27 protein-coding genes are annotated in these 26,492 nt (G+C 73.1%); 15 read left to right on the forward strand and 12 right to left on the reverse strand.

Annotated elements, in window-relative coordinates; all coding sequences use genetic code 11:
- Positions 1 to 48 precede the first annotated feature (48 nt).
- Positions 49 to 2,508, reverse strand: coding sequence for a hypothetical protein (locus ACFRMQ_RS15625; protein WP_380730989.1), 2,460 nt, complete (start codon positions 2,506 to 2,508; stop codon positions 49 to 51).
- 298 nt (positions 2,509 to 2,806) lie between these two features.
- Here ACFRMQ_RS15625 and ACFRMQ_RS15630 point away from each other — a divergent pair, with 298 nt between their 5' ends.
- From ACFRMQ_RS15630 to ACFRMQ_RS15640, 3 genes are all read left to right on the forward strand, one after another.
- Positions 2,807 to 3,547, forward strand: a complete 741-nt coding sequence (locus ACFRMQ_RS15630) for a GPP34 family phosphoprotein (protein WP_380730990.1) — start codon at positions 2,807 to 2,809, stop codon at positions 3,545 to 3,547.
- A 543-nt stretch (positions 3,548 to 4,090) separates the two neighbouring features.
- Positions 4,091 to 4,954, forward strand: coding sequence for a helix-turn-helix transcriptional regulator (locus tag ACFRMQ_RS15635; RefSeq protein WP_380730991.1), 864 nt, complete (start codon positions 4,091 to 4,093; stop codon positions 4,952 to 4,954).
- Complete coding sequence (locus ACFRMQ_RS15640; protein WP_380730992.1) at positions 4,951 to 5,166, forward strand: DUF397 domain-containing protein; 216 nt, start codon at positions 4,951 to 4,953, stop codon at positions 5,164 to 5,166. Before ACFRMQ_RS15635 ends, ACFRMQ_RS15640 begins: the two co-directional genes overlap by 4 nt.
- Before the next feature lie 103 nt (positions 5,167 to 5,269).
- Here ACFRMQ_RS15640 and ACFRMQ_RS15645 read toward each other — a convergent pair whose 3' ends face one another.
- Both ACFRMQ_RS15645 and ACFRMQ_RS15650 read right to left on the reverse strand, forming a co-directional pair.
- A complete protein-coding gene (locus ACFRMQ_RS15645) occupies positions 5,270 to 6,388 on the reverse strand; it encodes an ADP-ribosylglycohydrolase family protein (RefSeq protein ID WP_380730993.1) in 1,119 nt (372 codons plus the stop codon).
- Positions 6,389 to 6,594: 206 nt separating this feature from the next.
- The gene (locus ACFRMQ_RS15650; protein ID WP_380730994.1) at positions 6,595 to 9,183 is read right to left on the reverse strand and encodes a bifunctional FO biosynthesis protein CofGH; all 2,589 of its coding nucleotides are present in this window, start codon (positions 9,181 to 9,183) and stop codon (positions 6,595 to 6,597) included.
- Between the two features lie 182 nt (positions 9,184 to 9,365).
- Here ACFRMQ_RS15650 and ACFRMQ_RS15655 point away from each other — a divergent pair, with 182 nt between their 5' ends.
- Genes ACFRMQ_RS15655 through ACFRMQ_RS15665 form a run of 3 tightly spaced genes read left to right on the forward strand, consistent with a single transcriptional unit; the run spans position 9,366 to position 12,600 of the window.
- Positions 9,366 to 10,613: an outer membrane lipoprotein carrier protein LolA gene (locus ACFRMQ_RS15655; RefSeq protein WP_380730995.1), complete on the forward strand. Its 1,248-nt coding sequence runs from the start codon at positions 9,366 to 9,368 to the stop codon at positions 10,611 to 10,613.
- A gap of 3 nt (positions 10,614 to 10,616) precedes the next feature.
- A complete protein-coding gene (locus ACFRMQ_RS15660; protein ID WP_380730996.1) occupies positions 10,617 to 11,723 on the forward strand; it encodes an ABC transporter ATP-binding protein in 1,107 nt (368 codons plus the stop codon).
- A complete protein-coding gene (locus ACFRMQ_RS15665) occupies positions 11,710 to 12,600 on the forward strand; it encodes an ABC transporter permease (protein ID WP_380730997.1) in 891 nt (296 codons plus the stop codon). The genes ACFRMQ_RS15660 and ACFRMQ_RS15665 overlap by 14 nt, the downstream gene beginning before the upstream one ends.
- On the opposite strand, the gene rarD is transcribed toward ACFRMQ_RS15665, so the two are convergent.
- Entirely contained in the window at positions 12,590 to 13,558 is a 969-nt protein-coding gene (gene rarD, locus ACFRMQ_RS15670) for an EamA family transporter RarD (protein WP_380730998.1), read from the reverse strand. The two genes, ACFRMQ_RS15665 and rarD, sit on opposite strands and share 11 nt — an antisense overlap.
- Positions 13,559 to 13,740: 182 nt before the next feature.
- The gene (locus ACFRMQ_RS15675; protein ID WP_380730999.1) at positions 13,741 to 14,589 is read right to left on the reverse strand and encodes an SDR family oxidoreductase; all 849 of its coding nucleotides are present in this window, start codon (positions 14,587 to 14,589) and stop codon (positions 13,741 to 13,743) included.
- Positions 14,590 to 14,692: 103 nt separating this feature from the next.
- Here ACFRMQ_RS15675 and ACFRMQ_RS15680 point away from each other — a divergent pair, with 103 nt between their 5' ends.
- Complete coding sequence (locus tag ACFRMQ_RS15680) at positions 14,693 to 15,094, forward strand: winged helix-turn-helix transcriptional regulator (protein ID WP_380731000.1); 402 nt, start codon at positions 14,693 to 14,695, stop codon at positions 15,092 to 15,094.
- Between the two features lie 78 nt (positions 15,095 to 15,172).
- On the opposite strand, the gene ACFRMQ_RS15685 is transcribed toward ACFRMQ_RS15680, so the two are convergent.
- Positions 15,173 to 15,940, reverse strand: a complete 768-nt coding sequence (locus ACFRMQ_RS15685; protein WP_380731001.1) for a TetR/AcrR family transcriptional regulator — start codon at positions 15,938 to 15,940, stop codon at positions 15,173 to 15,175.
- Positions 15,941 to 16,000: 60 nt separating this feature from the next.
- On the opposite strand from ACFRMQ_RS15685, the gene ACFRMQ_RS15690 reads away from it, so the two are divergent.
- Complete coding sequence (locus ACFRMQ_RS15690) at positions 16,001 to 16,210, forward strand: DUF6011 domain-containing protein (RefSeq protein ID WP_380731002.1); 210 nt, start codon at positions 16,001 to 16,003, stop codon at positions 16,208 to 16,210.
- 31 nt (positions 16,211 to 16,241) lie between these two features.
- On the opposite strand, the gene ACFRMQ_RS15695 is transcribed toward ACFRMQ_RS15690, so the two are convergent.
- A complete protein-coding gene (locus tag ACFRMQ_RS15695) occupies positions 16,242 to 18,200 on the reverse strand; it encodes a tetratricopeptide repeat protein (RefSeq protein WP_380731003.1) in 1,959 nt (652 codons plus the stop codon).
- 236 nt (positions 18,201 to 18,436) lie between these two features.
- On the opposite strand from ACFRMQ_RS15695, the gene ACFRMQ_RS15700 reads away from it, so the two are divergent.
- Positions 18,437 to 19,153 carry a chitinase gene (locus tag ACFRMQ_RS15700; protein ID WP_380731004.1) on the forward strand — a complete coding sequence of 239 codons (717 nt, stop codon included), beginning with the start codon at positions 18,437 to 18,439 and terminating at the stop codon, positions 19,151 to 19,153.
- Positions 19,154 to 19,265: 112 nt separating this feature from the next.
- On the forward strand, positions 19,266 to 19,760 hold the full coding sequence (locus tag ACFRMQ_RS15705) for a hypothetical protein (protein WP_380731005.1): 495 nt from the start codon (positions 19,266 to 19,268) through the stop codon (positions 19,758 to 19,760).
- Positions 19,761 to 19,782: 22 nt separating this feature from the next.
- Here the strand turns inward: ACFRMQ_RS15705 and ACFRMQ_RS15710 are convergent, their stop codons facing one another.
- Positions 19,783 to 20,640 carry a hypothetical protein gene (locus ACFRMQ_RS15710; RefSeq protein WP_380731006.1) on the reverse strand — a complete coding sequence of 286 codons (858 nt, stop codon included), beginning with the start codon at positions 20,638 to 20,640 and terminating at the stop codon, positions 19,783 to 19,785.
- 51 nt (positions 20,641 to 20,691) lie between these two features.
- Here ACFRMQ_RS15710 and ACFRMQ_RS15715 point away from each other — a divergent pair, with 51 nt between their 5' ends.
- Both ACFRMQ_RS15715 and ACFRMQ_RS15720 read left to right on the forward strand, forming a co-directional pair.
- A complete protein-coding gene (locus ACFRMQ_RS15715; RefSeq protein ID WP_380731007.1) occupies positions 20,692 to 22,038 on the forward strand; it encodes a tetratricopeptide repeat protein in 1,347 nt (448 codons plus the stop codon).
- Positions 22,039 to 22,160: 122 nt separating this feature from the next.
- Positions 22,161 to 22,832, forward strand: coding sequence for a DsbA family oxidoreductase (locus ACFRMQ_RS15720; protein ID WP_380731008.1), 672 nt, complete (start codon positions 22,161 to 22,163; stop codon positions 22,830 to 22,832).
- A gap of 115 nt (positions 22,833 to 22,947) precedes the next feature.
- On the opposite strand, the gene ACFRMQ_RS15725 is transcribed toward ACFRMQ_RS15720, so the two are convergent.
- The 4 genes from ACFRMQ_RS15725 to ACFRMQ_RS15740 form a co-directional block, all read right to left on the reverse strand.
- On the reverse strand, positions 22,948 to 23,613 hold the full coding sequence (locus tag ACFRMQ_RS15725) for a hypothetical protein (protein WP_380731009.1): 666 nt from the start codon (positions 23,611 to 23,613) through the stop codon (positions 22,948 to 22,950).
- 117 nt (positions 23,614 to 23,730) lie between these two features.
- On the reverse strand, positions 23,731 to 24,027 hold the full coding sequence (locus tag ACFRMQ_RS15730; protein WP_380731010.1) for a hypothetical protein: 297 nt from the start codon (positions 24,025 to 24,027) through the stop codon (positions 23,731 to 23,733).
- Between the two features lie 42 nt (positions 24,028 to 24,069).
- Positions 24,070 to 24,315 (reverse strand): hypothetical protein, encoded by a 246-nt coding sequence (locus ACFRMQ_RS15735; RefSeq protein ID WP_380731011.1) that lies wholly within the window; start codon positions 24,313 to 24,315, stop codon positions 24,070 to 24,072.
- On the reverse strand, positions 24,312 to 24,683 hold the full coding sequence (locus ACFRMQ_RS15740; protein ID WP_380731012.1) for an ATP-binding protein: 372 nt from the start codon (positions 24,681 to 24,683) through the stop codon (positions 24,312 to 24,314). Before ACFRMQ_RS15740 ends, ACFRMQ_RS15735 begins: the two co-directional genes overlap by 4 nt.
- A 178-nt stretch (positions 24,684 to 24,861) precedes the next feature.
- Here ACFRMQ_RS15740 and ACFRMQ_RS15745 point away from each other — a divergent pair, with 178 nt between their 5' ends.
- The 3 genes from ACFRMQ_RS15745 to ACFRMQ_RS15755 all read left to right on the forward strand — a co-directional run bounded on the left by ACFRMQ_RS15745 (position 24,862) and on the right by ACFRMQ_RS15755 (position 26,409).
- Positions 24,862 to 25,743: a helix-turn-helix domain-containing protein gene (locus tag ACFRMQ_RS15745; RefSeq protein WP_380731013.1), complete on the forward strand. Its 882-nt coding sequence runs from the start codon at positions 24,862 to 24,864 to the stop codon at positions 25,741 to 25,743.
- 10 nt (positions 25,744 to 25,753) lie between these two features.
- Positions 25,754 to 25,954 (forward strand): DUF397 domain-containing protein, encoded by a 201-nt coding sequence (locus ACFRMQ_RS15750; RefSeq protein ID WP_380731014.1) that lies wholly within the window; start codon positions 25,754 to 25,756, stop codon positions 25,952 to 25,954.
- Between the two features lie 137 nt (positions 25,955 to 26,091).
- Positions 26,092 to 26,409, forward strand: a complete 318-nt coding sequence (locus tag ACFRMQ_RS15755; protein WP_380731015.1) for a hypothetical protein — start codon at positions 26,092 to 26,094, stop codon at positions 26,407 to 26,409.
- The last annotated feature ends 83 nt before the right edge of the window (positions 26,410 to 26,492 follow it).

Consider the following 26,492-nt stretch of genomic DNA (forward strand, 5'->3'; position numbering starts at 1 on the left):
CACCGGCTCCCCTTCTCCTGTTCTGCTCGGCTCCGACGCCTCAGCGGCTCACAGCGTGCGCAGCAGCCGGGACTGGATGGACGGCGGGTTCAGGGCCGACTGGAGGGCCACCCGGACCTCCGCCTTGTCCTCGCCCGCGCCCACCCGCAGCACACCGACCTCGGTGCCGGCCGGCAGGGTGTGGTCGATCTTCGACGCGTCCAGGGTGACCGTGCCGGAGATGCCGGGGAAGCCCGCCACCACCAGGTCCTGGGTGGCGACGACCGCGACCTTGCCGCCGAGCCCGTCGTCCACCGAGCCGACGACGTCGCCCTTCTTCACCACGGTCTGGCCGGTCAGACCGTTCTGCGCGGCCTGGATCTGCTTGCCGCTGACCTTCAGCACGGTCGGCAGGATGCCCTCGCCCTCCTTGGGTCCGGTGGCCTGCTGGCCCAGGGTGACGCCGAGGATCATCCGCTTCACCCCGCCGATCTCCTTGTACGCGGCCCACATCAGGCAGCCGCCGGCCGGGGTGCTGGAGCCGGTCTTGACGCCGATCACGCCGGCCTTCGGGTTGATCAGGTTGTTGGTGTTGGGGATCTTCACGTTGTTGAAGTTGGTCTCCGGGGTGGAGACGATCTGCCGGAAGATCTCGTCCTGCATGACCTGCTCGGCCAGCTTCAGCTGGTCCTTGGCGGTGGACTTGGTGTCCGGGTTGAAGCCCGCCGGGTCGGCGTAGATGGTGTTGGCCATGCCGAACTTGGCCGCGGTGTCGTTCATCTGCTTGACGAACTCGGCCTCGGAGCCGGAGTGGTAGCGGGCGAGCAGCCGGGCCACGTTGTTGGCCGAGGGCAGCATCAGCAGCTCCAGCGCCTGGTACTCGGTGAGCACCTGGCCCTCGGTGAGCGTCACCTTGGACTCGTCGACGTTGCCGGACTCCTGGGCGGCCTGCTTGTCGACGGTGATCTTCGGGCCGCTCTCCCCCTTCTTCAGCGGGAACTTCTGGAGGATCAGGTAGGCGTTCATCACCTTGGTGACGCTGGCGATCGAGGCCGGCACCTCCTGGCCCGAACTGCCGAGGCTGCCGACGCCGACCACCTCGGCGGCGGACTGGCCCTTGGCCGGCCAGGCGAGGTCCAGCGGGTCGCCGGAGAAGTTGTAGCTGCCCGCGGCCGTCATCTTCAGCTTGGGGTCCGGCAGCGGGCGCAGCAGCTGGGCCACCGCGAGCGCGCCGAGCACCACGGCGAGGAAGACCGTCCAGATGGTGACCCGCTTGAGGGCGCGCCGCAGCGGCGAGACCGGGCGGGCGTTGAGGGAGGCCAGGACCTCCATCGCCTCGGCGGTGTTCTCCGGCGAGGGCAGCGGCTCCGGGGCGGGCAGCGGCGTGGGCTTGGGCAGCGGTGGGACCGGCGGCACCGGCCGCGGGTCGGGCTCCGGCAGCGGCTTCGGGGCCGGGGAGGGGCCGGGGCCGGGGCCGGGCACGGGGGCCGGCTTCGGCAGCGGCACCGGACCGGGGGTCGGCTCGGGCTCCGGGACGGGCTTGGGCTTCGGCTCCGGGACGGTGCCGGTCGCGGGGACGGCGGAGGCGCGCAGCGGCGCGGGCTTCTCCAGCTTCTCTGCCTGGTCCGGCCGACGGCCGGGCTGCGCGGGCTTGGCCAGCGCGAGGGTCATGTCGGACCCGGCGGGAGAGTCCTCGGACTCGGTGCCCGCCGTGTCCGCCGTGTCCGCCGGGCCGTCCTCGGAGTCCTCGGCGTCGCCGGAGTCGCCGGAGTCGCCGGAGTCGCCGGAGTCGCCGGCCTTCTCGGACTTCTCCGCCGTGTCGGCCTTCTTGACCCCGCCCGCCTTCTCGGCCTTCCCTGCCTTCCCGACCGATGCGGCCACCGCGACCTCGACCGTGGGCTCGACCGGCTCGGCGGCCCCCTCTGAGTCGGCCTCACCGGACGGCCCGGTCTCCTCCTCCGCTTCCTCCCCGGCCTCCTCCGTCGCCTTCTCCGCCACCGCGACACCCGTCCGCATGGCGAGACGCGGGTCGGCGCCGACCGGACGTTCGACGGCTTGCGTCACCTCTTCCGCCGACGACGAGGCACCCTCCTCCTCGCCCCCACCTCCGGAACTGCCTTCGCCGACAGGCTTCACCGGCTCCCCGGGCAGCCGCAGCGCTGTGGTCCGGTTGTCCACCGGAAGCCGCAGCATCGTCGTCTCGCTGTCCACATCCCGGACGCGGAGCTGTACGGTCGAGCCACCCTTGGCCGTCGTCGCCGGAGCGTCGGAGGACGTTTCCGGGGCCGCCTCGCCGGAGGTCTCGGCAGGGTCGTCCGAGGCGGCTCGCGAGGAAGCTCCCGAGGAGGCGTCCGAGGAGGTCCCGGAAGTCGCCCCGGCCGCGGCCTGGACTGACGCCCGATCAGCCGTCGGACCGGAGCCGGCCTCGGCGGACCCGGCGGTGCCGGCCGCCGTCCCGGTCCGTTCGCGTTCGCGGTCCCGCTGCCGCTCGTCGCCGTCCCTCAGCACCCTGTCGGGGGACTCGCCCACGTATCCCAGCCTCCTCAACGCCCGGCGGGGCACCGGCGAACCCGATTTCGGGAAGCCGACGCCCCGCCCCGTGTACCTGTACAGTCTCCGCCACCGGCGGCCGTTCCGTCCGCGCACACCCCGTCCGACCGGCGCTTATTGTCGTCACCCGGCCGTACCGCGGTCTGTTCACCGGTCAGACGCAGGGCCCGACACCGCCGGTTCCGCGCCTTCCCTCCAAGGTCACGATTCGGAGGCGTACTCGACAAGCCCGTGTGAGAGGCGTCACCCTGTCTCTCATCCACGCGGGGAGGCTTGGATGGGCAAGAGCCGCAGAACTGTTCCCGAGGAACTCTTGCTGCTCGCTTTGGACCCGACCACGGGTACCACGGCGCAGCCGCAGACCCTCGACCTCGGACTCGCCGGGGCCCAGCTCGTCGAGCTGTCCCTGGCCGGACGGATCGTACCGGAGGGAGACCGGATCGCCGTCGTGCTCGCACGGCCGACCGGCGACCCGACCCTCGACCACGCACTGGAACTGCTGCGCCGACGCGGCAGTCCGGTCCGCGCGGCGCACTGGATCGGCGGGCCCCGGCTGGGGCTGCGGCAGACCTATCTGGCGCACCTGGAGCGCTGCGGCATGGTCACGGCCGTGCCGGGCCAGGTGTGCGGGGTGCTGCCGACGATCCGGTACCAGGCGTCCGACGACTGCACCAACGCCGCGATCAAGCAGCGGTTGGACACCGCGATCCGCACCGGTGTTCCGCCGGACCCGCGGACGGCCGCGCTCGCCGCGCTCGCCCACTCGGTGGGGCTGGGCAAGCACCTGTACCCGGGCAACGAGGGCCGGTCCTCGCGGTCGCGGCTGCGCGACCTGATCCGGTACGACCCGCTGGGCGGGATGGTCGCGCACGCCGTGATGGACGTCCAGAACGGCCTGCCGACGCAACAGAACCGTTCTTCCCAGGGTTCCGGGGCCGCTTCCGGCCGTCCCGGTACCCGTTCGGCGGGCCGGGGTTCGGGCGGGCGGGTCTCCGCTCCCCGGGTCGGCGTCCGCTGACCGGGCAGGCCGTGACGGCCGCCGCGATGCGCACGGCCGGGCGGGCAGCCGACACCGCGCCCGACGCCACCGACCGCGCGCCCGACGGCGCACGCCGCCCCGCTCACGCCGCCGGAAGGCGCTGAGCGGCCCGGCGCACGACCGGTGCCACCGGCCGGACCGGAGGCACCACCAGCAGCACCCAGGGGCGGTCGCCCCGCGACGCGAGTCGCCCGGCGACCGCCCCTCTGCCGTCCCCGGACACCCGGCCGCGACCTGCCCCCGCACGTTCCGGGGGCACGTGCGGACCGGTCGCCGACCGCTCCGGGGGCACCCACCGCAGCACTTGTCCGAGTAGCCGAGCCGCATTACCACCTGGGGACTTTCGCTGTCTCGCGGAAGCGCTTTTCCGATGATCTGTTCTACCGCGCTGCGGGGAATCCCCGGCGCCGACCTGGCCCCAGGTGACATGCTGCTCCGAGTCAGGGGGGGTTGGTCCCAATGTCCGAAGTGTTCCGAGGACTGCCGTTCCAACGAGCACCAGAGGTCCGGCCGGAGGTCGAAGTGTCCGCCAACGTCAATCCCACCGTGCGTCGCCGGCGCCTGGGTTCGGAGCTGCGCAAACTCCGCGAGGGCCTGGGCATGACGGCGGAGGAGGTGGCCGGCCGCCTGATGGTCTCCCAGTCGAAGATCAGCCGACTGGAGAACGGCCGCCGCAGCATCAGCCAGCGCGACGTCCGCGACCTCTGCGACGTGTACAACGTGCCCGACGACAAGCTGCGCGCCAGCCTCATGGAGATGGCCAAGGAGTCCCGCCAGCGCGGCTGGTGGCACGACTTCAACGACATGCCGACGCCGTACAGCGTCTACATCGGGCTGGAGGCCGAGGCCTCCTCGATCCGCGCGTACGAGTCCTCCTTCGTCCCCGGCCTGCTGCAGACCGAGCACTACGCCCAGGCCGTGGTCGAGGGCACCCAGCCGGACACCGACGCGGTCGCCGTGCAGCGCCGGGTGCAGGTCCGGATGAAGCGCCAGGAGCGCGTCCACGGCGAGAACCGGCTCGGCAGCCTGTGGACCGTCATAGACGAGGCGGTGCTGCGCCGCGAGGTCGGCAGCAGGGCGGTGATGGCGCAGCAGCTGCGGCAGATGCTGGACCTCAGCCTGCGCCCGAACATCACCATCCAGGTGATCCCGTTCTCGCACGGCGCCCATCCCGGCATGACCGGGACATTCTCTCTGCTGGAGTTCCCCGAGTCAGCCGATTCCACGGTTGTCTACTTCGAAGGTGTGACGAGCGATCTCTACCTGGAGAAGGAGGCGGACGTGCGCCGCTATACCGGTCTGTACGACTACCTGAGAGCGGCCGCACTCGGTGTCGCGGAGAGCCGGTCGCTGATAGCCGACATCGAGAAGGAATTCCACGAATGATCACCCCGTCCGAGTACGGAACCGGTTGGCACAAGAGCAGTCACAGTGGAGGCCAGGGCGCCTGTGTGGAAGTCGCCGTCCCCGGCGCGGGGGTGGTGGCGGTCCGGGACTCCAAGGACCCCGGCGGCCCGCAACTGCGCTTCTCCACCGCGGCCTGGACGGCGTTCGCCTCGGCGGCGGGCACCGGCGGCCTCGGGCGGCTCCCTGGCTGAGCGGCCCACCCGGTTCCGCACTCGGACGAGTTGCCCGTGGCCGGGCCCGTCGCCCTCGGCGGCGGCCCGCGCTCCGGGCAACTGCCTTGTCAGGGCACCCGTCTCAGCTCGCCACCGGGTAGCGGGCGGTCCACTGGACGCCCTCCGGGGTCCGCCGGTCGTGCAGTTCGGTGCCGTGCACCAGCTCCATCACGAAGTCGTCGGCGAGTTCGAGGATCGCCCCGCGTCCTTCGAGCCCGGCCAGCAGGCCGGGCGGCAGGGCGGTGTCCCCGTGCAGCACCCCGAGCAGGTTGCCGCAGATCGCGCCGGTGGAGTCGCTGTCCCCGGAGTGGTTGACCGCGAGCAGCAGGCCCGAGCGCACGTCGTGCGCGACCAGCGCGCAGTAGACCGCGATCGCCAGTGCCTCCTCGGCGACCCAGCCCTCCCCCAGCGCCTCCACCCGCTCGGCGGACGGCTCGCCGGCCCGCACCGCGTCCAGGGCGGCCCGCAGCGCCGCGGTGGTCTCCTCGTGCGCCTGCCGCTCGGAGAGCAGCGCGAGCGCCAGGTGCACGCCTTCCTCCAGGGTGCCGCCGCGGGCGACGGACTGGACGATCACCGCGAACGCGCCCGCCGCGAGGTAGCCGGTGGGGTGCCCGTGGGTGAGCACCGAGCACTCCACCGCGAGCTGGAACACCAGGCCCGGCTCCCAGGTGGTGAGCAGCCCGAAGGGGGCCGCCCGCACCACCGTGCCGCAGCCCTTGGAGTGCGGGTTCTTGGGCAGCTCCAGGGTGCCGAGCCGCTCGGCGTCGGCCCCGGTGAGGCCGGACAGGCAGCCCTGACCGGGGGCCCGCCGGGCGTACAGCCACTCCTCGCGGCCGAGCCAGCCGAGGTCGGTGCGGCGCTCGTCCGGGCCCCAGTCGCGCTGGGTGGCGGCCCAGCGCAGGTAGGCCAGGTGCAGGTCGGTGGGCGGGTGCCAGCTGCCGGTGTCGCGCCGGATGTGGGCCCGGATCAGTCCGTCGACCGTGAAGAGGCTGAGCTGGGTGTCGTCGGTGACGGCGCCGGTGCGCCCGTACGCCGGCACGTAGCCGGTGACACCCCGCGGGCCGTGCTGGGCCCGGATCTTCTCCAGCGGCTCGAATTCGACGCCCGCGCCCAGCGCGTCGCCGATGGCACCGCCGAGCAGACAGCCCCGCACCCGGCTGCGGTAGTCCTGCTGCTGGGCGCGTGACCACAGTGGCAACACGACGGGGCGCCTTTCCTCGGGTGTGGGGGTCCGCGCGATGCCGGCCGGGCCGCGCGCCCTCGCACCCTAATCGAAGAGCCGATCGAGGCGACCCCGTCCCCGGAGTCCGGCGGCCCCTCCCCGCCACACCCCTGCCACCCCTGGATCCGTCCCCGGCCGAGCCCGTTCCCGGCCGCCGCGCCTGGCGGCCGGGAACGGGCGCGGGCTCAGTCCAGCACCGGCAGCAGCGCCGGCAGGTGCCCGTCCGAGGCCAGCGCCGCGGCCCGCCGTTCGGCCGGCACCTCGCCGTAGGTGGTGGTGCGCTGGCGGTGCGGACGGCCCGCCGCCTCGGCGATCGCCTGGAGGTCGCGCACCGACTTGTAACTCCCGTACGCAGAGCCGGCCATCCGCGAGATGGTCTCCTCCATCAGCGTGCCGCCCAGGTCGTTGGCGCCCGAGCGGAGCATCTCGGCCGCGCCCTCGGCGCCCAGCTTGACCCAGCTGGTCTGGATGTTGGGGATGTGCGGGTGCAGCAGCAGCCGGGCCATCGCGACCACCGCGCGGTTGTCCCGGGCGGTCGGGCCGGGCCGGGCGATGCCGGCCAGGTAGACCGGGGCGTTGGTGTGGACGAACGGCAGCGTGACGAACTCGGTGAATCCGCCGGTGCGTTGCTGGATCTCCGCGAGCAGCCGCAGATGGCCGAGCCAGTGCGCCGGGGTGTCCACGTGCCCGTACATCATCGTGGACGAGGAGCGCAGCCCCAGCTCGTGCGCGGTGGTGACCACCTCGACCCAGGTCGCGGCCGGCAGCTTGCCCTTGGTGAGCACCCAGCGGACCTCGTCGTCCAGGATCTCGGCGGCGGTGCCGGGGATGCTGTCCAGGCCCGACTCCTTGGCCCGCCGCAGCCAGTCCCGGATCGACAGCCCGGTGCGGGTCGCGCCGTTGACCACCTCCATCGGCGAGAAGGCGTGCACGTGGATGCCGGGCACCCGCTCCTTCACCGCGCGGGCGATGTCGAAGTAGGCGGTGCCGGGCAGGTCCGGGTGGATGCCGCCCTGCATGCAGACCTCGGTGGCGCCCACCTCCCAGGCCTGGGCGGCCCGGTCGGCGACCTGCTCCAGGGAGAGGGTGTAGGCGTCCGCGTCGGTGCGGCGCTGGGCGAAGGCGCAGAAGCGGCAGCCGGTGTAGCAGACGTTGGTGAAGTTGATGTTCCGGGTGACGCAGTAGGTGACCTCGTCGCCGACGGCGTCCCGGCGCACCTCGTCGGCGATCCGGCACAGCGCGTCCAGGGCCGGGCCGTCCGCGTGGAACAGGGCCAGCGCCTGGTCGTCGGTCAGCTTCACCGGGTCGTCCGCCGCCACCGCGAGGGCCTCCCGCAGGTCCCCTGCCAGCCGTTCGGGGGCGCCCTGGGCGAGCACCTGCTCGCGCAGCACCTCCCAGTCGCCGTACACGTCCTCGAAGTCGGCCCGGCGGTCCCCGGTGCGGCCCTCGGTGTCGATGGTGGCGTGCAGGTCGGTGCGGCCGTACGACTCCGGCAGGTCCTCGGGCTCCTGCCAGGGCAGTCCGCGGACCGGCGCCTGCGGGTTCGCCAGGCCGGTGGCCGGGTCGGCCAGGGCGCGCACGTGCGGCAGCACCCGCGGGTCCAGCCAGGGCTCGCCGCGCAGCACGTACTCGGGGTAGACGGCGAGGCGCTCGCGCAGCTCGAAGCCGGCCGCGGCGGAGCGCTCGGCGAGGCGGTCGATCTGCGGCCAGGGCCGCTCGGGGTTGACGTGGTCGGGGGTGAGCGGGGAGACGCCGCCCCAGTCGTCGATGCCGGCCGCGATCAGCCGCTCGTACTCCCCGTCCACCAGGTTCGGCGGCGCCTGGAGGCAGGCCGTCGGGCCCATCAGGTGCCGGGCGACGGCCACCGTGGCGACCAGTTCGTCCAGTTCGGCGTCCGGCATGCCGCGCATCGCGGTGTCCGGCTTGGCGCGGAAGTTCTGCAGGATCAGCTCCTGCACGCCGTGGTAGGCCCGGGAGACCTTGCGCAGCGCGAACAGCGACTCGGCGCGCTCCCGGTACGTCTCGCCGATGCCGATCAGCAGGCCGCTGGTGAACGGGACGGAGCTGCGCCCGGCGTCCTCCAGCACCCGCAGCCGGACGGCCGGCTCCTTGTCCGGGGAGCCGTGGTGCGGGCCGCCGGGCTCGCTCCACAGCCGGGTGGCGGTGGTCTCCAGCATCATGCCCATCGAGGCGGAGACCGGCTTGAGCCGCTGGAAGTCCGTCCAGCTCAGGACCCCGGGGTTGAGGTGCGGCAGCAGGCCGGTCTCCTCCAGGACGCGGATCGACATGGCGCGCACGTAGGCGATGGTGTCGTCGTAGCCGTGCGCGTCCAGCCACTCGCGGGCCTCGGGCCAGCGGTCCTCGGGCTTGTCGCCGAGCGTGATCAGGGCTTCCTTGCAGCCGAGTTCGGCACCGCGGCGGGCCACCTCCAGCACCTCGTCCGGGGACATGAACATCCCGTGGCCGTCCCGGCGCAGCTTGCCGGGGACGGTGGCGAAGGTGCAGTAGTGGCACTTGTCGCGGCAGAGCCGGGTGAGCGGGATGAAGACGCTCTTGGAGTAGGTGATGACCCCGGGGCGGCCGGCCGCTTCGAGCCCCGCGTCCCGGACCCGGGAGGCTCCGACGCACAGGTCGAGCAGGTCCTCGCCTCTGGCCTGGAGCAGTACGGCGGCCTCGGTCAGGTCGAGGGCGACGCCGTCCCGGGCGCGGCGCAGGGCGCGGCGCATGGCGTTCGCGGTCGGCGGGGTGCTGGCGTCAACGGCGGTTCCGTCCATGGCGTGACCCTATGCCAGAGGTGGTACTCCGGAGTGACCGAACCCTGATGTCGTCTCAGGGTCGGACTAGCCGTGAAGACCACCTCGATCTGGCCCCACAGGGCGATGACGGTGACGGGTCGGCGGCCTCTAATGGAAGGGCGAGGCCAATCGCACAGCTACCCGGAGGAGTTGAGAACGCCATGATCGACGAGAAGGCGGCGGGGGACGATCTGGACGGCGGCGTGCCGTACCGCTCCCGACGGCGTGTCCTGGTGCGCGCCGCGGTGCCGGTGGCGGTGGCCGCGGTGATCGCCGCGGGGGTGGGCCTGGTGCCGGCGCTGGCCGCGAACGGCGCGCCCGACCTGCCGACGGTGACGGCGGAACAGCTGGTCGCCAAGGTGCTCGGTTCCGAGACGCAGGCGCTGTCCGGGACGGTCACGGTCTCCACCGACCTCGGCGTGCCCGGCCGGCTGCTGGGCGCGGCCGGGGGCCTCGGCGGGGCGGCCGGCGGGCACGGCGGCGACGGCAAGGGCTCCGCCGCGGACCCGCAGGCCAAGCTGCTCGGCCTGCTCGGCGGGGACCAGACGCTGCGGGTCGCGGTGGACGGTCCGGACCGCCAGCGGGTGGACGTGCTGGAGAACATGGCCGGCTACACCCTGGTCCACAACGGCGACCAGACCTGGGCCTGGGACAGCTCGTCCAACAGCGCGGTGCACACGACCGGGCGGGCCGCCGAGGGGCAGCACGCCAAGGCTCCGCTGTCCGAGCTGCCGACCACCCCCCAGGAGGCCGCCCAGCAGTTCCTGGCCGCCGGCGCCGGCACCACCTCGGTGACGGTCGCCGGGACGGCCGAGGTGGCCGGGCGGAACGCCTACCAACTGAGCGTGAAGCCCACCCAGTCCGGCTCGACCCTGTCCGAGGTCCGGATATCGGTGGACGCCGACAACGGGGTGCCGCTGGCGGTGGCGGTGACGTCCACCGACGGCAGCACCGTGCTGAACGTCCGCTTCACCCAGGTGTCCTTCGCCAAGCCGGACGCCAAGACCTTCGAGTTCGCCGCCCCCAAGGGCGCCAAGGTGACGGACCAGAAGGCGGACGGGGCGGCCGAGGCCGCGCCGGGCGAGGCCAAGGCGCGCCCGGACACCGCGGGCCGGCCGGACGTGAACGTGATCGGCGAGGGCTGGACGACGGTCGTCGGCACCCGCCTGCCCGGCGCGGTGGACGCGGCGCCCGGGAACGACGGCAAGGGCGGCAAGCACGGTGGCCGCGGCGGCGACGCGGCACGGTCGGTGAACCCGCAGGCGATGGTGAAGTCGCTCGGCAAGCCGGTCGACGGCGGCACCCTGCTGAGCACCAAGGTGCTCAACGTCCTGCTCACCGACGACGGCCGGGTCTTCGCCGGCGCGGTGACCCTGCCGGTCCTCCAGCACGCCGCCGGGGTGAACTGACGGATGCCCAGGACTCCCGTAACGGGGGACGTTACGGAGTCGGCCGGGGGTCCGGGCGCCGCACCGCGCCCGGTCCCCGCGCCCGTTCCCGCCGCCTCCCCCGCCGTTCCGGAAGCCCCCGCCCCGCTCGGCTCCGGCTCCGGCTCCGGCTCCGATTCCGGCTCCGGCTCCGACGACGTCATCCGGACCCGCGGCCTGACCAAGCGCTTCCGCGGCGGCCAGCTCGCCGTGGACGCCCTGGACCTGGCCGTGCCGCGCGGCTCCGTCTTCGGCTTCCTGGGCCCCAACGGCTCCGGCAAGACCACCACCATCCGGATGCTGATGGGCCTGATCGCCCCCACCTCGGGCGTGGCCACCGTGCTCGGCGAGCCGATGCCCCGGTCCGTCGCCACCGTGCTGCCCCGGGTCGGCGCGCTGATCGAGGGCCCGGCGCTGTACGGCTTCCTCTCCGGGCGGGACAACCTGGTGCGCTTCGACGCCGCCGACCCGACCGCCGACCCGCGCACCCGCCGACAGCGGGTGGAGACGGCGCTGGAGCGGGTCGGCCTGAGCGCCGCGGCGGGCAAGAAGGCCCGCGCGTACTCGCTGGGCATGAAGCAGCGCCTCGGCCTGGCCTCGGCGCTGCTCCAGCCGCGCGAGCTGCTCATCCTGGACGAGCCGACCAACGGGCTGGACCCGCAGGGCATGCGGGAGATCCGGACGCTGGTCCGGGAGGTCGCGGCGGAGGGCACCACGGTGTTCCTCTCCTCGCACCTGCTGGACGAGATCGAGCAGGTCTGCACCCACGCGGCGGTGATGTCCCGGGGCCGGCTGGTGGTGCAGGGCACCGTGGCCGAGCTGGCCGCCCGGGCGCAGGGCCGGCTGGTGGTCCGCACCCCGGACGCGGCGCGGGCCGCCGAGGTGCTCGCGGAGCACGGGATCACCGCCCTGGTGCCCGGCGAGGGCCGGGTGGACGGTGAGCCGGGCGTCCTCGACGAGGAGGCGCTGCCCAGGCTGTGCGCGGCGCTGGTCGGGGCCGGGGTGCGGGTGCACGGCTTCGGGCTGGAGCGGGGCACGTTGGAGGACGCCTTCGTGGCGCTGACCGGGGAGGGCTTCGATGTCGCGGGCTGAGGCGCTGTCGCGGACCGGCGCGCGGGCGGTCGGCACCGGCCGGCGGCCGCGGACGGCCGCCGGGTTCCTGGCGCTGTTCCGCAGCGAGCTGCACCTGACCTTCCGCCGGACGCGCACCAAGGTGCTGCTGGCCATCCTGGCGGTGCTGCCGGTCCTGATCGGGGTGGTGGTCAAGCTCAACACGGACAGCCCGCACGAGGGCGGCGGTCCGAGTTTCATCGCGCAGACCACCCAGAACGGGCTGTTCCTGGTCTTCACCGCCCTCGCGGTCGCCCTGCCGGTCTTCCTTCCGATGACGGTCGGGGTGGTCGCCGGGGACGCGGTGGCGGGCGAGGCCGCCGCCGGGACGCTGCGCTACCTGCTGGTCGCCCCGGCCGGGCGGACCCGGCTGCTGGCCGCCAAGTTCACCGCCGGGCTGGTGTTCTGCCTGGCCGCGACGGCGGCGGTCGCGGTGACGGCCCTGGCGGCGGGCGCCGTGCTCTTCCCGCTCGGCGAGGTCACCCTGCTCTCCGGGGACACCATCGGCCTCGGTGACGCGCTGCTGCGCGCGCTGCTGGTGGCGCTGGTGGTCGCGGCCTCGCTGGCCGGGCTGGTGGCGATCGGGCTGTTCGTCTCCACCCTCACCGGCAGCGGCATCGCGGCGATGGCCGCCACCGTCGGGCTGGTGGTCACCGTCCAGATCCTGGACGCCTTCCCGCAGTTGGACGCGATCAGGCCGTTCCTGTTCTCCCACTACTGGCTGAACTTCGCGGACCTGCTGCGGGCGCCGATGTACTGGGACGGGGTGCTGAAGGACCTCGGCCTCCAGGCCGCCTACGTCGCCGTGTTCGGCTCGGCGGCCTGGTCCCGCTTCACCAGCCGGGACATCAGTGCGTGACGGCCGGCTCCGCGGGTGCGGGCTGCGGCACGGCCGCGGCCCGCGCCGCGCGGTCGGCCCGCACCTGGCGCAGCGCGTCCCAGGTGAGCAGCGCGAGCGCGACCCAGACCAGGCCGAAGCCGGCCCAGCGGGCGGGCGGCATCGACTCGTGGAACACCGCGACGCCGATCAGGAACTGGAACACCGGCGCCAGGTACTGGAGCAGCCCGAGCACGGTCAGCGGCACCCGGATGGCGGCGGCGCCGAAGAACAGCAGCGGGATCGCGGTGATCACCCCGCTGAGCATCAGCAGCCCGGAGTGCCCCCAGCCGTACGAGCCTGCCACCGTGTGTCCGAAGGTGCCGTGCCCGGTGACCTCCAGGTAGACCAGGTAGCCGAGGGCGAAGGGGAACATGAAGGCGCTCTCGGCCGCCAGGCTCTCCAGTCCGCTCAGCCCGACCTGCTTCTTCAGCAGGCCGTAGGTGGCGAAGGAGAGCGCCAGGGTGAGCGCGATCCAGGGCAGCTGCCCGTAGGCGATGGTCAGCACCACGACGGCGGCCGCGCCGATGCCCACCGCCGTCCACTGGACGCCGCGCAGCCGCTCCTTGAGCACCAGGACGCCGAAGGCGATGGTCACCAGGGGGTTGATGAAGTAGCCGAGGCTGGTCTCGACCACGTGCCCGGCGTTGACGGCCCAGATGTAGACGCCCCAGTTGACCGAGATCACGGTGGCGGCACCGGCCAGCATGGCGAGCCGGCGGGGCTGGCGCAGCAGCGGGCGTATCCAGCCCCAGTGCCGCTGGGCGATCAGCAGCAGGACGACCGCGACCAGGGACCAGACCATCCGGTTGGCCAGGATGTCGTCGGCGGCACCCGGTTCCAGCAGCGGCCAGAACAGCGGGAACAGGCCCCAGATGCCGTACGCGGCGACTCCGTACCAGAGGCCCCGGCCGTTGTCCTGCTGCTCTGTTCCCGCCATGGCCGACTGTCCTCCCGCGCGCGTGTGTCGAGGCGACGGTAGCGGGCGGGAGGGGTGACTGTCATCTCCGTTTTCAAGGTTTGGTCATGACATTACGTGGACGTCGGAACGCACCCGGCCGGCCGGGCCTCGCCTCGGACCACACCTCGGGCCGCGCCTCAGGCCGTGCCCCCGACCGCGCCTCAGGCGCCCAGCGCCGCGCGGACGGACTCGGCCAGCGGCACGGTCGGGCGACCGATCAGCCGGGCCAGGTCGCCCGGGGTCCCGGCCAGCTCGCCGCGCGCGATGCCCGCGTCCACGTCCACCAGGGCCTCGGCGAAGCCCTGCGGCAGGCCCGCGCCGACCAGGGCGTCCAGGTGCTCGGCCGGGGTGACGTCCCGGTGCCCGACCGGCTTGCCGGAGACCGCCGCCAGCTCGGCGGCCAGCTCGGGCAGGCTCCAGGCGACGTCGCCGCTCAGCTCGTACGCCGCGCCCTGGTGGCCCTCGCCGACCAGGACGGCGACGGCCGCGTCCGCGTAGTCCCGGCGCGGGGCGGTGGCGATCCGGCCCTGACCGGCGCTGCCGAGCACCACGCCGCGCGCCACCGTGCCGGCCGCGTCGCCCAGGTAGTTCTCGGTGTACCAGCCGTTGCGCAGGAACACGTACGGCAGACCGGAGGCGAGGATCAGCTCCTCGGTCGCCTTGTGCTCGTCGGCCAGCCGGAAGGTGGCCGCACCCAGGATGCCGGTGTAGGCGAGCAGCGCGACCCCGGCGGCCCGGGCGGCCTCCACCACGGCCCGGTGCTGCGGGATGCGGCGGCCGACCTCGCTGCCCGAGATCAGCAGCACCTTGTCCCCCTCGGCGAAGGCGCCCGCCAGGGTCTCCGGCTTGTCGTAGTCGACCACCCGGACGGTCACGCCGCGCGCGGCCAGGTCGGCGGCCTTCTCGGCGGAGCGGACGGCGACGGCCACCTCGCTCGCGGGGACGGCGGCCAGCAGGCCTTCGACGACGAGACGGCCGAGCTGGCCGGTGGCACCGGTGACGACGTACATGGTGATGCTCCTCGGGGGATCGCTAAGGGTTTCTGGCCTCGTCACTCACCCTAGGGATTGCACTAACCTTTCGAAAGTACGCACTTCAAAGTAGGGTACTGACATGAAGGTAAGCGAGCTGAAGGACATCGGCCCGGCGACGGTCGGGCCGCCCCCCGCCGACGTCTTCGACCGGATGTGCCCGTCCCGGGGCGTGCTGGAGCACGTCACCAGCCGCTGGGGCGTCCTGGTGCTCGGCGCGCTGAACGAGCGCGGCTACCGGTTCAGCGAACTGCGCCGCAAGGTCGCCGGGGTCAGCGAGAAGATGCTCGCCCAGACCCTCCAGACGCTGGAGCGGGACGGCTTCGTGCTGCGCGAGGCGCACCCGGTGATCCCGCCGCGCGTCGACTACAGCCTCACCCCGCTGGGGCGGGAGGCGGCGGAGCTGGTCGCGGCGCTGGCGCACTGGTCGCAGCGGCGGGTGCCGGAGGTCGAGGCGGCGCGCGAGGAGTACGACGGGCGGTGAGCCGACGCCGTCGATGAACGCGCCGGGGCAGCGCCCCCGCCGACGGCCGTCAGCGCCCCCGCCGCCGACCGCGTCGGGTCAGCGCCGCCCGATGAGCGCGTCGAGCCCGTCCAGGACACGGGCCAGGCCGAAGGCGTAGGCGTGCTCCGGGCTGTACGCGCCGCCGTGCGCCGCGCCGGCCGCGGCCCCGACCCGGGCGGCGACCGGGTAGCGCTCGGGGTCGAAGACCCGGGCCAGCAGCCCGGCGTTGGCGGCCCACCACTGCTCGTCGGTCATCGCGCTGTCCTGCCGGGCGGCGCGCTCGTCGGCGGCCATCCGGGCGCAGGTCTGGACGAAGCCGAGCAGGTGGGTCAGCGCGGCGTCCAGGTCGACGTCGGACAGCCCGGTGCCCTCGAAGGCACGCAGCTCGTACTCGTACTTGGCCATCAGCCCGGGCCCGAGCGGCGGGCGGCTGGTGGACACGGCGGCGACCCACGGGTGGGCGCGGTGCAGCCCGCGGTTGTCGTCCGCGACGGCGGTGACCCGGGCACGCCAGCCCTCGTCGGCGGGGGCGCTGCGCGGCATCGTGGCGTAGACCGAGTCCAGCATCAGGTCGAGCAGTTCGGCCTTGCCGGGCACGTAGGTGTAGAGCGCCATCGGGGAGAGGCCCAGCTCCTGCGCGACCCGGCGCATGGTGACGGCGTCCACGCCCTCGGCGTCGGCGAGGGCGATCGCGGCGGCGGCGATCTCGCCGGTCGACCGCGCCTGCCGGGGCCCGCGCCGGCCCGGCTTCTCCTCGGCGGTGAGGCCCCAGAGCAGGGCGAGGGTACGGGCCGGGTCTCCTGCGCTGCTGCGGTCGGTGGCCATGGGGCCATCGTTTCACGCACCGGCGGGGGCCTTGACGGTCCGGACGGCTACCGTCTCCCCATGAGCAGTCCGACCAGCCCCTCCGGCCCCGAGCCGCTCCCCGGCACGGAGTCCGCGCAGACCCTCCGCCCGCGGGTGACCTGCCGCCGCTGCCACCGGCCGCTGCACGACCCGGAGTCGCGGATGCTGCGGCTGGGGCCGGAGTGCCGGGATCCGGCGGAGCGGGTCGCGCGGTTCGATGTCGACCAGGAGCCGCTGCCGGGGGTGTAGGGCCTGGTCCGGCGTCCGCTCCCAGAGCTCCTCAGCGTCTGCCGAAAAAACGGCGCAGCCGGCCCGGGCGGGGTTCCGGTCCTTCCGTCGGCTCCGGTTCGCCCTCCGCCCCCGTCCCCGCGTCGGCCGTCCCCGCCTCGGCCGACGCCTCATCGGCCGACGCCTCATCGGCCGGCATCTCGTCGGCCGCGTCCTCGCGGGCCGTCAGGTGCCGGGCCAGCGCCCGGTCCTCCTCGGGCATCCAGGGTGCGACGAGCACCAGCGCGGACAGCGAGCGGAGGATCGTCACCGCCCGGGTGCGGCGGGCCCGGGCGCCGTGGTGCAGCCGCTGCCGCAGCAGGCCGGCGACGTCCGTCCGGGTCCGCGGCTCGGTCCAGCCGATCGCGACCAGCGCGAAGCCGGCCGCCTCGACCACCCAGTCCTCCGGCCCGAGCAACAGGTCGCGCAGCACCCGGCGCCGCTCTGAGTCCTCCCAGGGCTGGTCGGTGCGGTGGTGGGCGATGCCGAGGCAGGCGAAGACCTGGACGGCGCGCACCCAGAGTTCGGGCTGGTGGGCGAGCAGGGCGCGGCCGAGTTCGTCCTCCCTCGGGACCGGTGGGTGGACCAGGACGCCGAGCAGGTCGTCCAGCGGCAGTCCGGCCAGCCGGACGGCGTGGTCGTAGGCGGCGGGGACGGTCGGCCAGAAGATCTCGGCGGTGGCGCGGACCAGTTCGGCGCTCCGCGGCGCGGGCGGGGCGACGGCCGGGCGCGGGTCGGTGCCGTCCCATTCCCAGATCCGGAGGCCGGACCCGGTCAGCGGCAGCCGGGGATCGGGTTCACCGACGGCCTGGTAGCCGACGGTGGAGCGCGGCAGCGCGAGCCGGACGGCCAGCACCGAGCTGGGCGGCTCCACGGTGGAGGCGGTGCAGTCGATCTCGGTGTCGCGGTTGGTGTCGGGCGCGGCGAGCACCTGGTGCAGCACGTTGACGGTGGCCTCGGTGGCGCCGGAGACCAGGCCCAGCCAGGGCTCCCGGTGGCTGAGGCGCTCCAGCAGCTCCTGGGCGTACTCGTGCTCGGGGTGGGCGCGGTGGTGGTCCGCCAGGCCGAGCAGGTGGGCCGGGTCTCCGTCGAGGGCGTGGCGCAGCCCGTAGCGGGCCGGGCCGGCCTTGGGGTGGCCCGGCTCGGCGGCGAGCACCCGGTCCAGCCAGGGCAGGCCCTCGGCGGGGCGGCCGAGGGTGCCGTACAGCTCGGCGACGTCGACGGCGAGGTAGCTGCTGTTGCCGTCGGCGTCCGGTGCCGTCCGCTCCAGTTCGGCCTCCCAGACGGCGAGTGCCCGCTCCGGGCGGCCGTCCGAGCGCAGGGCGTTGCCGAGCATCACGGCGGGCAGGTAGCCGGGGGCCGACCGGTGGGCCCGCTCGGCGAGTTCGACGGCGCGGGCGGTGTCGCCGAGGCGGCGGGTGAGGCCGGAGGCCATCGCCAGCAGCGCCACGTGGTCGGGGTGGTGGGCCACCACGGCCAGCACGAAGTCGTGGAACGGCCGTACCGCTTCGGCCGGTTCGGCCGGGAGCGGGTCGGGCAGCGGGCCGGTCGCCCGGGCCACCGCCTGGGCCACGGTGTCCGGGTCGACCAGGCCGGGCAGGTCCTCGCGGGCGAGCCAGGCGGCGTGCGCCCAGGGGCGGGTCGGCTCGTACCGGACGGCGGAGGCGAGCAGGCCGACGGCGGTGTCCCAGTCCCCGGCCGCGGCCTCCACGTGGGCCCGGCAGACCGCCGTGCCGAGGTACACCTGGCCGTCCAGCGGGAACAGCTCCCGCGCCGCCGCCGGGCCACCCGCGGCCGCGCACAACTCGGCCAGCGCCTCGTGCAGTTCGGGCAACTGCGGGTCGGCGAGGATCGCGTCGCAGAGGTGCTCGGCGGCGTGCGTCAGATCGCCGGAGTCGATGGCCAGCCGGGCCACCGCGACCTCGCCCTCGGCTGCCAGACGCTCGTCGCCCTCGTCGGTGTGACCGCTCATCCGCCCCTGCTCCCCCGGTGGCCTCGCCCTGTTCCGTCCCGTTCCGAAGGAGGCTATCCGGTATGACCGACAGCCCGGCTGATCGCCGGGCGGCGTCCGTCCACACCTTGGATCGGATACGACCCGTACGGGTGGTTTGGCCTTCCAGGGCTTCAAGGGACGCCGTCACGCCACCACGATGGCCGAGGTTCTTCGAGAGCGAAGTGCCAATCCCGCCACCGGAATCGAGGAGATCGATGAAGCTCTCGCGCACCCTGTCGCTGGCCGCCTCCGCCGCCGTCCTGAGCACCCTCGCCGTCGCCAGCCAGACCGCCCCGGCCTCCGCCGCCGGCTCCTTCGTGGTCAGCGAGTCCCAGTTCAACCAGATGTTCCCGAGCCGGGCCGCCTTCTACACCTACAAGGGCCTCACCGACGCCCTGGGCGCCTACCCGAAGTTCACCGCCACCGGTGACACCGCGACCCGCAAGCGCGAGGCCGCCGCCTTCCTCGCGAACGTCAGCCACGAGACCGGCGGCCTGCGGTACGTCGTCGAGCAGAACACCGCCAACTACTCGCACTACTGCGACGCTTCGCAGTCGTACGGCTGTCCGGCCGGGCAGTCCGCGTACTACGGGCGCGGCCCGCTCCAGCTGAGCTGGAACTTCAACTACAAGGCGGCCGGCGACGCCCTGGGCATCGATCTGCTGCACGACCCGTACCAGGTCGAGAAGAACCCGGCGACGTCCTGGAAGACCGCCCTGTGGTTCTGGAACACCCAGAGCGGCGCCGGCCGGATGACCGCGCACGACGCCATCGTCAACGGCAAGGGCTTCGGGGAGACCATCCGCACCATCAACGGCGCGCTGGAGTGCGACGGCAAGAACCCGGGCCAGCGGGACGACCGGATCAACCTGTTCAAGAAGTTCGTCGGCGCCCTGGGCACCGACGTCGGCGGCGGCAACATCTCCTGCTGACGGGTCCACCGGCGGAGCGGAGCGGGAAGTCGGCCGGTCCGACTTCCCGCTCACTGTCAGTGCCGGCTGCTTCAGTGGTGATCGACGGCGAAAGCGAACGAAGGGGGCGGCGATGGGTGTGCTGACCGACTACTTCCGGGCGGCCGACGCGGCAGCGGTCGTCCGGGTGTTGGAGCTCACGGAGGGCGGGCTGCCGCCGCTCGGCACGGACGGCTCCTTCGACGGCGTGGAGGCCAAGGGCGTCGACCCGGACGTCATGCTCGGGCAGTTGATCGCGGCCGTCCTCGGGGAGCCGTGGCGCGTCGGCCTGGTGGCGGAGACGGCCGTGTGGCCGACCACGCCGGAGCCCGGCCCGGCCGGCCCCGAGGACGAGGACGACCCGTGGGCGACCGGCCCCTGGGTCACCGAACTGGGCGACGCCACCCGGGACGCGCTCGCCGGGGTGCCCGACGAGCGGATACCGGCGGCCGTCGGGCAGTGGGCCGGGGCCGAGGAGTGGGGCGGCGCCGACCCGGCCGATCTGCTGCCGCTGGCCGAGGAGTTGATCGCCCTGGCCCGCCGGGCCCGGGCGGCCGGCGAGCGGCTGTACTGCTGGATGTGCCTGTAGCGGGCCCGCCGGGCGCTCCCCGTCAGTCCTCCTCGCCCTCGTCGTAGGGCGGGATGGTCCAGCGCAGCACCGTCCCGCCCGCCCCGTCGGCTTCGAGGGTGACCGGGAAGGCCTGGCCCCAGTCCCGCCCGCCGTGGTGCCGGAGCGAGTGGTCGCCCTGGCACCAGTCGATCCCGAGCACCCGGCAGCCGTCGACCTCGATCACGCCCGCCTTCAGCGGGTGGTGCAGGCCGGCCCGCCGGAAGCGGAAGTAGTCGACGTGCGGCTCCACCATGGTGGCCACGCCCTTGCCGTGCAGGCCGCCCCGCCAGGTGGCGATCTCCGCCTCCAGCGCGGCCGCCTCCGCCACCGGGAGGTCCAGCCGGCCGTACGGCCCTTGGACGCCGCCGTGCTGCGGGATCCGCTCACCGCCGAAGCGCGCGTGGGCGTCGTCCTCGTACCGGCCCCAGTAGCAGAGGTCGGCGAGCCCGTCGGCCGGCTCGTCCTCCGGCCCCGTCCACGCGTCCAGCCCGACGGCGTCGCCGACCACCATGCCGCCCCGGTCCACCGGCAGGTCCCCGAGCAGCACCGGGCCGTCCACCCCGTCGGGCCAGGGCAGGCCGAGCTCGACCTCCAGCGTCGCGACGGTCGGTTCCTCGTCGAACACCGAGGGCTCGGTGGTGGCCCGCACCGACAGCGGCCGGTCGGCGGCGGCCGAAACGGCGAAGGCCTCGTACTCCCACTCCTGCAAGTGCCCGCCACCCGCCTTCGCGGCCGCCCCGGCCCGCACCGACAGCGGCTCGCCGATCCGGGGCCACTCATCGATCCACGTGGCCATGCCGAGCACCACCACCCCGGACGGCGCGGTGACGAATCCCAGGTCAACGAAGGTGTCGGACATCCGCCGATTATCTCCGGGCGGTACGTGGCCGTCGTCGCCTAGCCTGCCCCCGTGAACCTCGACGATCTCGCTTGGCAGCGGCAGTTCGACGGCGGCATAGAACCCGCCATGGCGGAATACCTGGCCCAGCAGGGGCAGTTGGAGCTGCTGATCGAGACCGCCCGGGACCGCGGTGAGTGGTTCTGCGCCAAGGCGGCGGTCGGTGAGCTGTGCGCGGCGGGAGAGTTCGAGCGGGCCCTGACGGTCCTGGAGCCGTTCGTCGCGGTCGGCTGGCCGTTCGCCGTCCGGGAATCCGCCACGATCATGGTCTGGCAGGGCCGGGTCGAGGAGGGGCTGGCACTGGTGCGCCCGGACGCCGCCGGCCTGGAGTCGGCGCACGACTGCCGGTGGTTCGCCGAAGCGCTGGTGGAGGCCGGGCGGGTGGACGAGGCCATCGAGGTGCTCACGCCCCACCTCGGGGAGCCCTGGATCCTGGAGTCGCTGGTCCAGCTGACCAGGGGGGAGCACCGTGACGCCCGCGTCCTGGAGCTGCTCGCCCCGTGTGCCGAGCGGGCCATGGACGGCACGGCGGACTGCCGGTGCTCCGCGGCCGGGGGCCGGCGCGAGTGCCGGCACCAGCCGTCGTCGGTGCTGGCGCTGTACGGCCGGGTCCTGGAGCGCATGGGCCGGGCGGACGAGGCGATCCGGCTGCTGGGCCCGGTGCTGTCCGCCGTCCCGAGCATCGCCTGGCGGTACGCGGACCTCCTCGCCGGCCAGGGCCGGATCGAGCAGCTGCGTGAGCTGGCCGCCGGCGAGCACGCGGAGCACGCCAGGCGCCGGTACGCGGAGGTGCTGGAGGAGCAGGGGCGGGTCCAGGAGGCCGAAGCCGTCCTGCGCGAGGCCCTCGAAGCGGGCGACCCGTACGACCGTCGGCGCCTCATGGCCTTCCTGGCCCGCCGCGGACGCCTCGACGAGGCCGTCGAGGTCGGACGGCCCACGTACGAGCACGCCGACGGGAACCTCCTCCACGAGGCGATCGAACTGCTGAGCAGGGCGGGCCGCCCGGAGCGGGCGCTGGAGCTTCTGGACGGCCTCGGCGCCGCGTACGTCGACGCGCATTCCGACGTCCTGCACTACCCCCGGCTGCGGCTGCTCGCGAAGGCCGGGCGCCACGCCGAGGGCATCGCGGAGGCGCGGGCCCTGATCGAGCGGGAGCCCGGCCAGTGGGACACCACGCTGGCCTGGCTGCTGGAGCTGGACGGCCGGACGGACGAGGCCCTCGACCTGCTCCGGTCGTCCACCGAGCGTGAGGCCCACCGAACGACTGCCGAGATCCTGAGCAAGCACGGCCGCTACGCCGAGGCCGTCGCCGCCGTCCCCACGGTGTCCGCCCAGCGCGAGGCGCAGGCGCGGCGCTGAGACGGGAGGCCGCCGACCGGCCGGCCCGGATGTTTCAGCGAGAGAAATATCCATCCGAACGACGGCGTTCCGACGGACGTCGGCGCGGGAGGTCCGCGCGAGGCTGGAAGGAGTGCGGCGCCGTGCGCGTGGAGATCTGGAGCGACATCAACTGCCCGTGGTGCTACGTGGGCAAGGCCCGGTTCGAGCAGGCGCTGGCGACCTTCCCGCACCGCGAGGAGGTGGAGATCGTCCACCGCTCCTTCGAGCTGGACCCGCGGGCGCCGCACGAGGCCCGTCCGGTCGTGCCGCTGCTCGCCGCCAAGTACGGGATGAGCCTGGAGCAGGCCGCGGCGGCGGAGGCGCGGATCGCCGAGAACGCGCACGCCGAGGGCCTGCCGTACCTGCGCGAGGGCCGCGACGCGGCGAACTCCTTCGACATGCACCGCCTGCTGCACTTCGCCAAGGAGCACGGCCGCCAGGGGCAGCTGCTGGACGCGCTGTACCGGGCGAACTTCGCCGAGGAGCGCTCGGCCTTCGACGGCGGCCGGCTGGTCGAGCTGGCCGTCGAGGCCGGGCTCGACGGCGAGGCGGCAGCCGCCGTCCTGGCCGACCCGCAGGCGTACGCGGAGGCCGTGCGCGAGGACGAGACCACGGCGACCTCCATGGGAGCGACGGGCGTGCCGTTCTTCGTCCTGGACCGGCGGCTGGGCGTTTCCGGCGCCCAGCCCGCGGAGACGTTCACTCGCGCCCTGGAGCAGGCCTGGGAGAGCCGGGTCGCGCTGCCGCTGACTCCGCTCACGCCGAAGGAGTAGGAGTCGCCGGAGCAGGAAGTCGGACGGGCCGACTTCCTGCTCACTCCGCGCGGCAGCCGTTGGGCATACGGGGTGCTGGCACCGGCACCAGAAATCGGCCCGCCCGACTTCCCACTCAATCGGCCCGCCAGCGATGGGCGTACGCCACATGCAGGCTCGACGGCACGCCCTTGGCGGCACGAGGCGAGCCCCAGCGCTCGTGGGCGAGGGTGATGCAGTAGTGCACGCCGGGCCGCCACCCGAAGCGCCAGCCGGGGGCCTCGCGGCTGAGCCCGTGGAAATGGGCGCCCGTCCGGCGGAAGGCCGTGGCACTCCCGGTGACCACGAGCGTGTGGGCGGCCCCGGCGAAGCGGAGTTCGTCCCGCGAGTCGGCGTAGGAAGGCTCCACGTCCTCGGGCGGGAAGTCGGTGACGGGGAGGTCGACGGTGTGCGGCGTGCCGGCGCCCAGGCGGGCCCGGACCTCCTTCCAACGGGAGGGCGGGAAGCCGAGGCTGTGATGGACGAGCAGGAGGTCCAACCGGTCTTCGGGCGGGACATCGGGCAGGCCTACCGGGCCGGTGTTGGCGCGCAACGGCAGGTGGATCAGGGAGCGCCGGGAGCGGGCGGCCAGGGCCCAGACGGTGGCGAGGTCCTCGGCGCCCTGGCGGTCGAGGTGCAGGTCCATGGACGAGGCACCCGGGCTCGCGTGGAGGAAGGTGCCTGCGGCCTGCCGCGCCGGGGTGACCACCCGGTACTCGTCCCGGCCGAGGCGAACCCGGTGGATCTTCGTTCGTAGTCTCACCGGCCTGTCGTACCGGAGGCCGTGGCCGCTTGTCCTGCGGATTTCCGGGCGGCGCGGAGTGGGAAGTCGGCTGGGCCGACTTCCTGCTCGAAGAGCCCGGCCTCGAAGAGCGTGCGGTCAACGGGGGTTGAGGCGGGTGGCCTGCCAGGGCGAGTTACGGCCGGCGGCCTCGCGGTAGGCGATGCGCTGGGCGACGACGAGCAGCCGGTAGAGGTTGAGGGCGGTGTCGGAGTCGTCGGCGGCGAAGCCCAGCTCGTGGACGAATTCTTCCAGCTCCGGCCAGTCGAAGTCGTCGGGGACGGACGGGGCGACGGTGACACCGAAGGCGGTGTTGAAGGCCGTGGCCACGGCGTAGTTGGCGGCGGCGAGGGCGTTGGCGACCTCGGAATCGGCGACCGGGTCGAGCGCGTTCATCGGGGCTCCCCTTTGTAGAACTTGCAAGGTTGAACGCGGCGGTCAGGAGCCGCACGGGCGCTCGCGGTCGGCGTCGAGGAGGAGGGAGAGGAGGTTCAGGAGAGTGGAGGCCGGCGCCAGGCCGAAGCGGACGACGACCTGACCGTCCTGGGTGTCCGTACGGGCGTCGGGGAAGGAGAGACCGAACTTCCGGCCGCGCTCGTGGACTTCACCGAGGAGGGCGAGGATGTCCTGCTCGGAGCAGGAGTGGATCCGCTGGTCGGAGGGTTTCAGCGGCTGGAGCTTCACGCGGTGCTCTCCTTGAACAGCTCGAACCAGACGACCTTGCCGTCCTTGCGCGGTTCGGCGCCGAAGCGGTGGGTGAGCGCGCGGACGAGGTGGAGGCCCCGGCCGGAGACGGCGAGCAGGTCGGCGGGCAGGTGGGGGTCGGGGAGGACGGGGCTGTTGTCCGCGACCGAGACCCGGAGTCGGTGGTCGGCGAGGGCGACGACGACCAGGGGCGCAGGGGTGCCCCCGTGCCGCCAGGCGTTGAAGAAGACTTCGTGGAGGGCGAGTTCGGCGTCGGAGATGACGGAGGGCCGCCACCCGGCGGAGGTGAGGAGCCCGGAGAGCTCGGCACGGGCCGGGGACCAGTCGGGAGGGTTGCAAGCACGCATGAGAGCCCCCAGGAGAGGGAGGAGGAATCGACAAAGCGGACACTCCGCCATGTGATCGGTGCAACACTGAGAGTAGAGTTCTCTATGGCAAGCTTGCAAGCCAATCGAGAAGACTCACTCGTTAGTGGCATCCCGCATGAGTTGTGCGCCAGACTGCGCCAACAGGGAGAGGACGATCGTGGGATACAAGGGACCAATCAGCCAGCGCCAGCGTCGATTTGGCGAGGAGTTGCAGCGCCTGCGCATGGCTGCGGGACTCTCGGCACCAGAGGCCGGAGCGCTGGTGGGCATGAAAGGTCCAGCAGTCAGCCACACCGAAGCTGGCCGGATCACCCTGAACCCCGAACGCCTTGAGACCTGGCTCGACGCATACGGCTGCACCGACCCTGTCTACCGCAAGGGCTTGGCCGAGATGGGGCAGAGCAGCGGCAAGGGCTGGTGGAGCGAATACGAGGGCAAGGTCCCCATGTTGGCATTGGACCTGGCCGAAGCAGAGCAACGATCCGTCCGGCTACAGAGCTATGACTCCCTCTACATCCCTGGAGTCCTACAGCTACCCGACTACGCGATGGCGATCTACGAAGGCGCCCTGGGAAGTCCGTGGGCGCCCGAGACGCAGGTCCGCTTCCGGATGGATCGACAACGCATCCTCGCCGACGACAAGCAATTCAGTTTCGTCATCCATGAAGCCGCCCTACGCATGCGCTTCGCGGGAGACGCGGCGATGAGGGCCCAACTCCTCCACCTGCTCGGCATGGCAGAGATGCCGAATGTCAGCATCCAGGTGCTGCCATTCACGGCACCGAAGCATGCTCCTCTCTCAGCTTCATTCCTGTTCTGCGATCCCGGATGCCATGAGCTGTCAACCATCATCCTGTCCGGGCCCAAACGAGCCGAGCATCTCGGCGAGGCGGCCGAGATCGACGTCTACGCCAGGAAGTTCCAGCAGCTGAGCGAGCTGGCCCTATCGCCTGTCGATCGCAGCGATGCCTTGCGTAAGCTCGATACACGTGACTCTTGGGGACTCATTCACCACCTCCTCTACGAGCTCCAAACCTGAAAGGCGTCCGATGTCCCACCTCGCCTGGCAGAAGTCGTCGTACAGCGACGCAGAAGGCGCCGACAACTGCCTCGAACTGGCCCAAGGAGCCGAGGATCTCCGCCACGTTCGTGAATCCGACGACCCCTCCCTCGTCATCATCACCACAACCGCCAAGCTCCGCGCTTTCCTCCTCGGCGCCAAGGCCGGCGAGTTCGACCGTCTCACCTGACCACCCCTGCCCGCTCGTTGGATCCCAACGAGCGGGCAGGCATCCCGACTTGGCAGGAACAACACCTCGTGAATCTTGAGTCCGACCCCGTCTTCGACGAAGTGGAACTCACCGGTTCAGCAGCCGAATTGGGGTCCTTGGCACGTGCGATGGCCGAGGGCAAGGGGTTCCTCGGCAGCATCGAATCTTCCCCCACACCACCCTGCGAGCGCTTGGCCGGGGTCGAGATCAGCGAGACCACCAAGCCAGGGGTGCTGATACGGATCGACTCCCAGCGTCAGATCCTCGCGATCAGCGGCGATCCCGTCTCCAGGAGCCTCTTCGCCGACCAGCTCGACGCCATGACCTCCGCCATGGCCACCGAGGCCGGCGGCCACCGCCACATCTACTACTTCCCCGAACACCCGTACCTGCTTGAGGGGTCCGCGCCCCTGGTCCTCATCCTCCCCGGCTGAGGCCTGCTCGCCTCGCCTGCCTGACCGATTCCTCGGCCCCGGACCGGTCGGCGAAGACGCCGGTGGAGACCATCACCCCGTCC

It is taken from the genome of Kitasatospora sp. NPDC056783 (assembly GCF_042789895.1).
Taxonomy (GTDB): domain Bacteria; phylum Actinomycetota; class Actinomycetes; order Streptomycetales; family Streptomycetaceae; genus Kitasatospora.

Coding starts and splice junctions, on each gene's coding strand:
- ACFRMQ_RS15630 (WP_380730990.1), top strand. CDS start 2,807: ATGGGCAAGAGCCGCAGAACTGTTCCCGAGGAACTCTTGCTGCTCGCT.
- ACFRMQ_RS15640 (WP_380730992.1), top strand. CDS start 4,951: ATGATCACCCCGTCCGAGTACGGAACCGGTTGGCACAAGAGCAGTCAC.
- ACFRMQ_RS15650 (WP_380730994.1), bottom strand. CDS start 9,183: ATGGACGGAACCGCCGTTGACGCCAGCACCCCGCCGACCGCGAACGCC.
- ACFRMQ_RS15655 (WP_380730995.1), top strand. CDS start 9,366: ATGATCGACGAGAAGGCGGCGGGGGACGATCTGGACGGCGGCGTGCCG.
- ACFRMQ_RS15660 (WP_380730996.1), top strand. CDS start 10,617: ATGCCCAGGACTCCCGTAACGGGGGACGTTACGGAGTCGGCCGGGGGT.
- ACFRMQ_RS15665 (WP_380730997.1), top strand. CDS start 11,710: ATGTCGCGGGCTGAGGCGCTGTCGCGGACCGGCGCGCGGGCGGTCGGC.
- rarD (WP_380730998.1), bottom strand. CDS start 13,558: ATGGCGGGAACAGAGCAGCAGGACAACGGCCGGGGCCTCTGGTACGGA.
- ACFRMQ_RS15675 (WP_380730999.1), bottom strand. CDS start 14,589: ATGTACGTCGTCACCGGTGCCACCGGCCAGCTCGGCCGTCTCGTCGTC.
- ACFRMQ_RS15680 (WP_380731000.1), top strand. CDS start 14,693: ATGAAGGTAAGCGAGCTGAAGGACATCGGCCCGGCGACGGTCGGGCCG.
- ACFRMQ_RS15685 (WP_380731001.1), bottom strand. CDS start 15,940: ATGGCCACCGACCGCAGCAGCGCAGGAGACCCGGCCCGTACCCTCGCC.
- ACFRMQ_RS15690 (WP_380731002.1), top strand. CDS start 16,001: ATGAGCAGTCCGACCAGCCCCTCCGGCCCCGAGCCGCTCCCCGGCACG.
- ACFRMQ_RS15695 (WP_380731003.1), bottom strand. CDS start 18,200: ATGAGCGGTCACACCGACGAGGGCGACGAGCGTCTGGCAGCCGAGGGC.
- ACFRMQ_RS15700 (WP_380731004.1), top strand. CDS start 18,437: ATGAAGCTCTCGCGCACCCTGTCGCTGGCCGCCTCCGCCGCCGTCCTG.
- ACFRMQ_RS15705 (WP_380731005.1), top strand. CDS start 19,266: ATGGGTGTGCTGACCGACTACTTCCGGGCGGCCGACGCGGCAGCGGTC.
- ACFRMQ_RS15710 (WP_380731006.1), bottom strand. CDS start 20,640: ATGTCCGACACCTTCGTTGACCTGGGATTCGTCACCGCGCCGTCCGGG.
- ACFRMQ_RS15730 (WP_380731010.1), bottom strand. CDS start 24,027: ATGAACGCGCTCGACCCGGTCGCCGATTCCGAGGTCGCCAACGCCCTC.
- ACFRMQ_RS15740 (WP_380731012.1), bottom strand. CDS start 24,683: ATGCGTGCTTGCAACCCTCCCGACTGGTCCCCGGCCCGTGCCGAGCTC.
- ACFRMQ_RS15750 (WP_380731014.1), top strand. CDS start 25,754: ATGTCCCACCTCGCCTGGCAGAAGTCGTCGTACAGCGACGCAGAAGGC.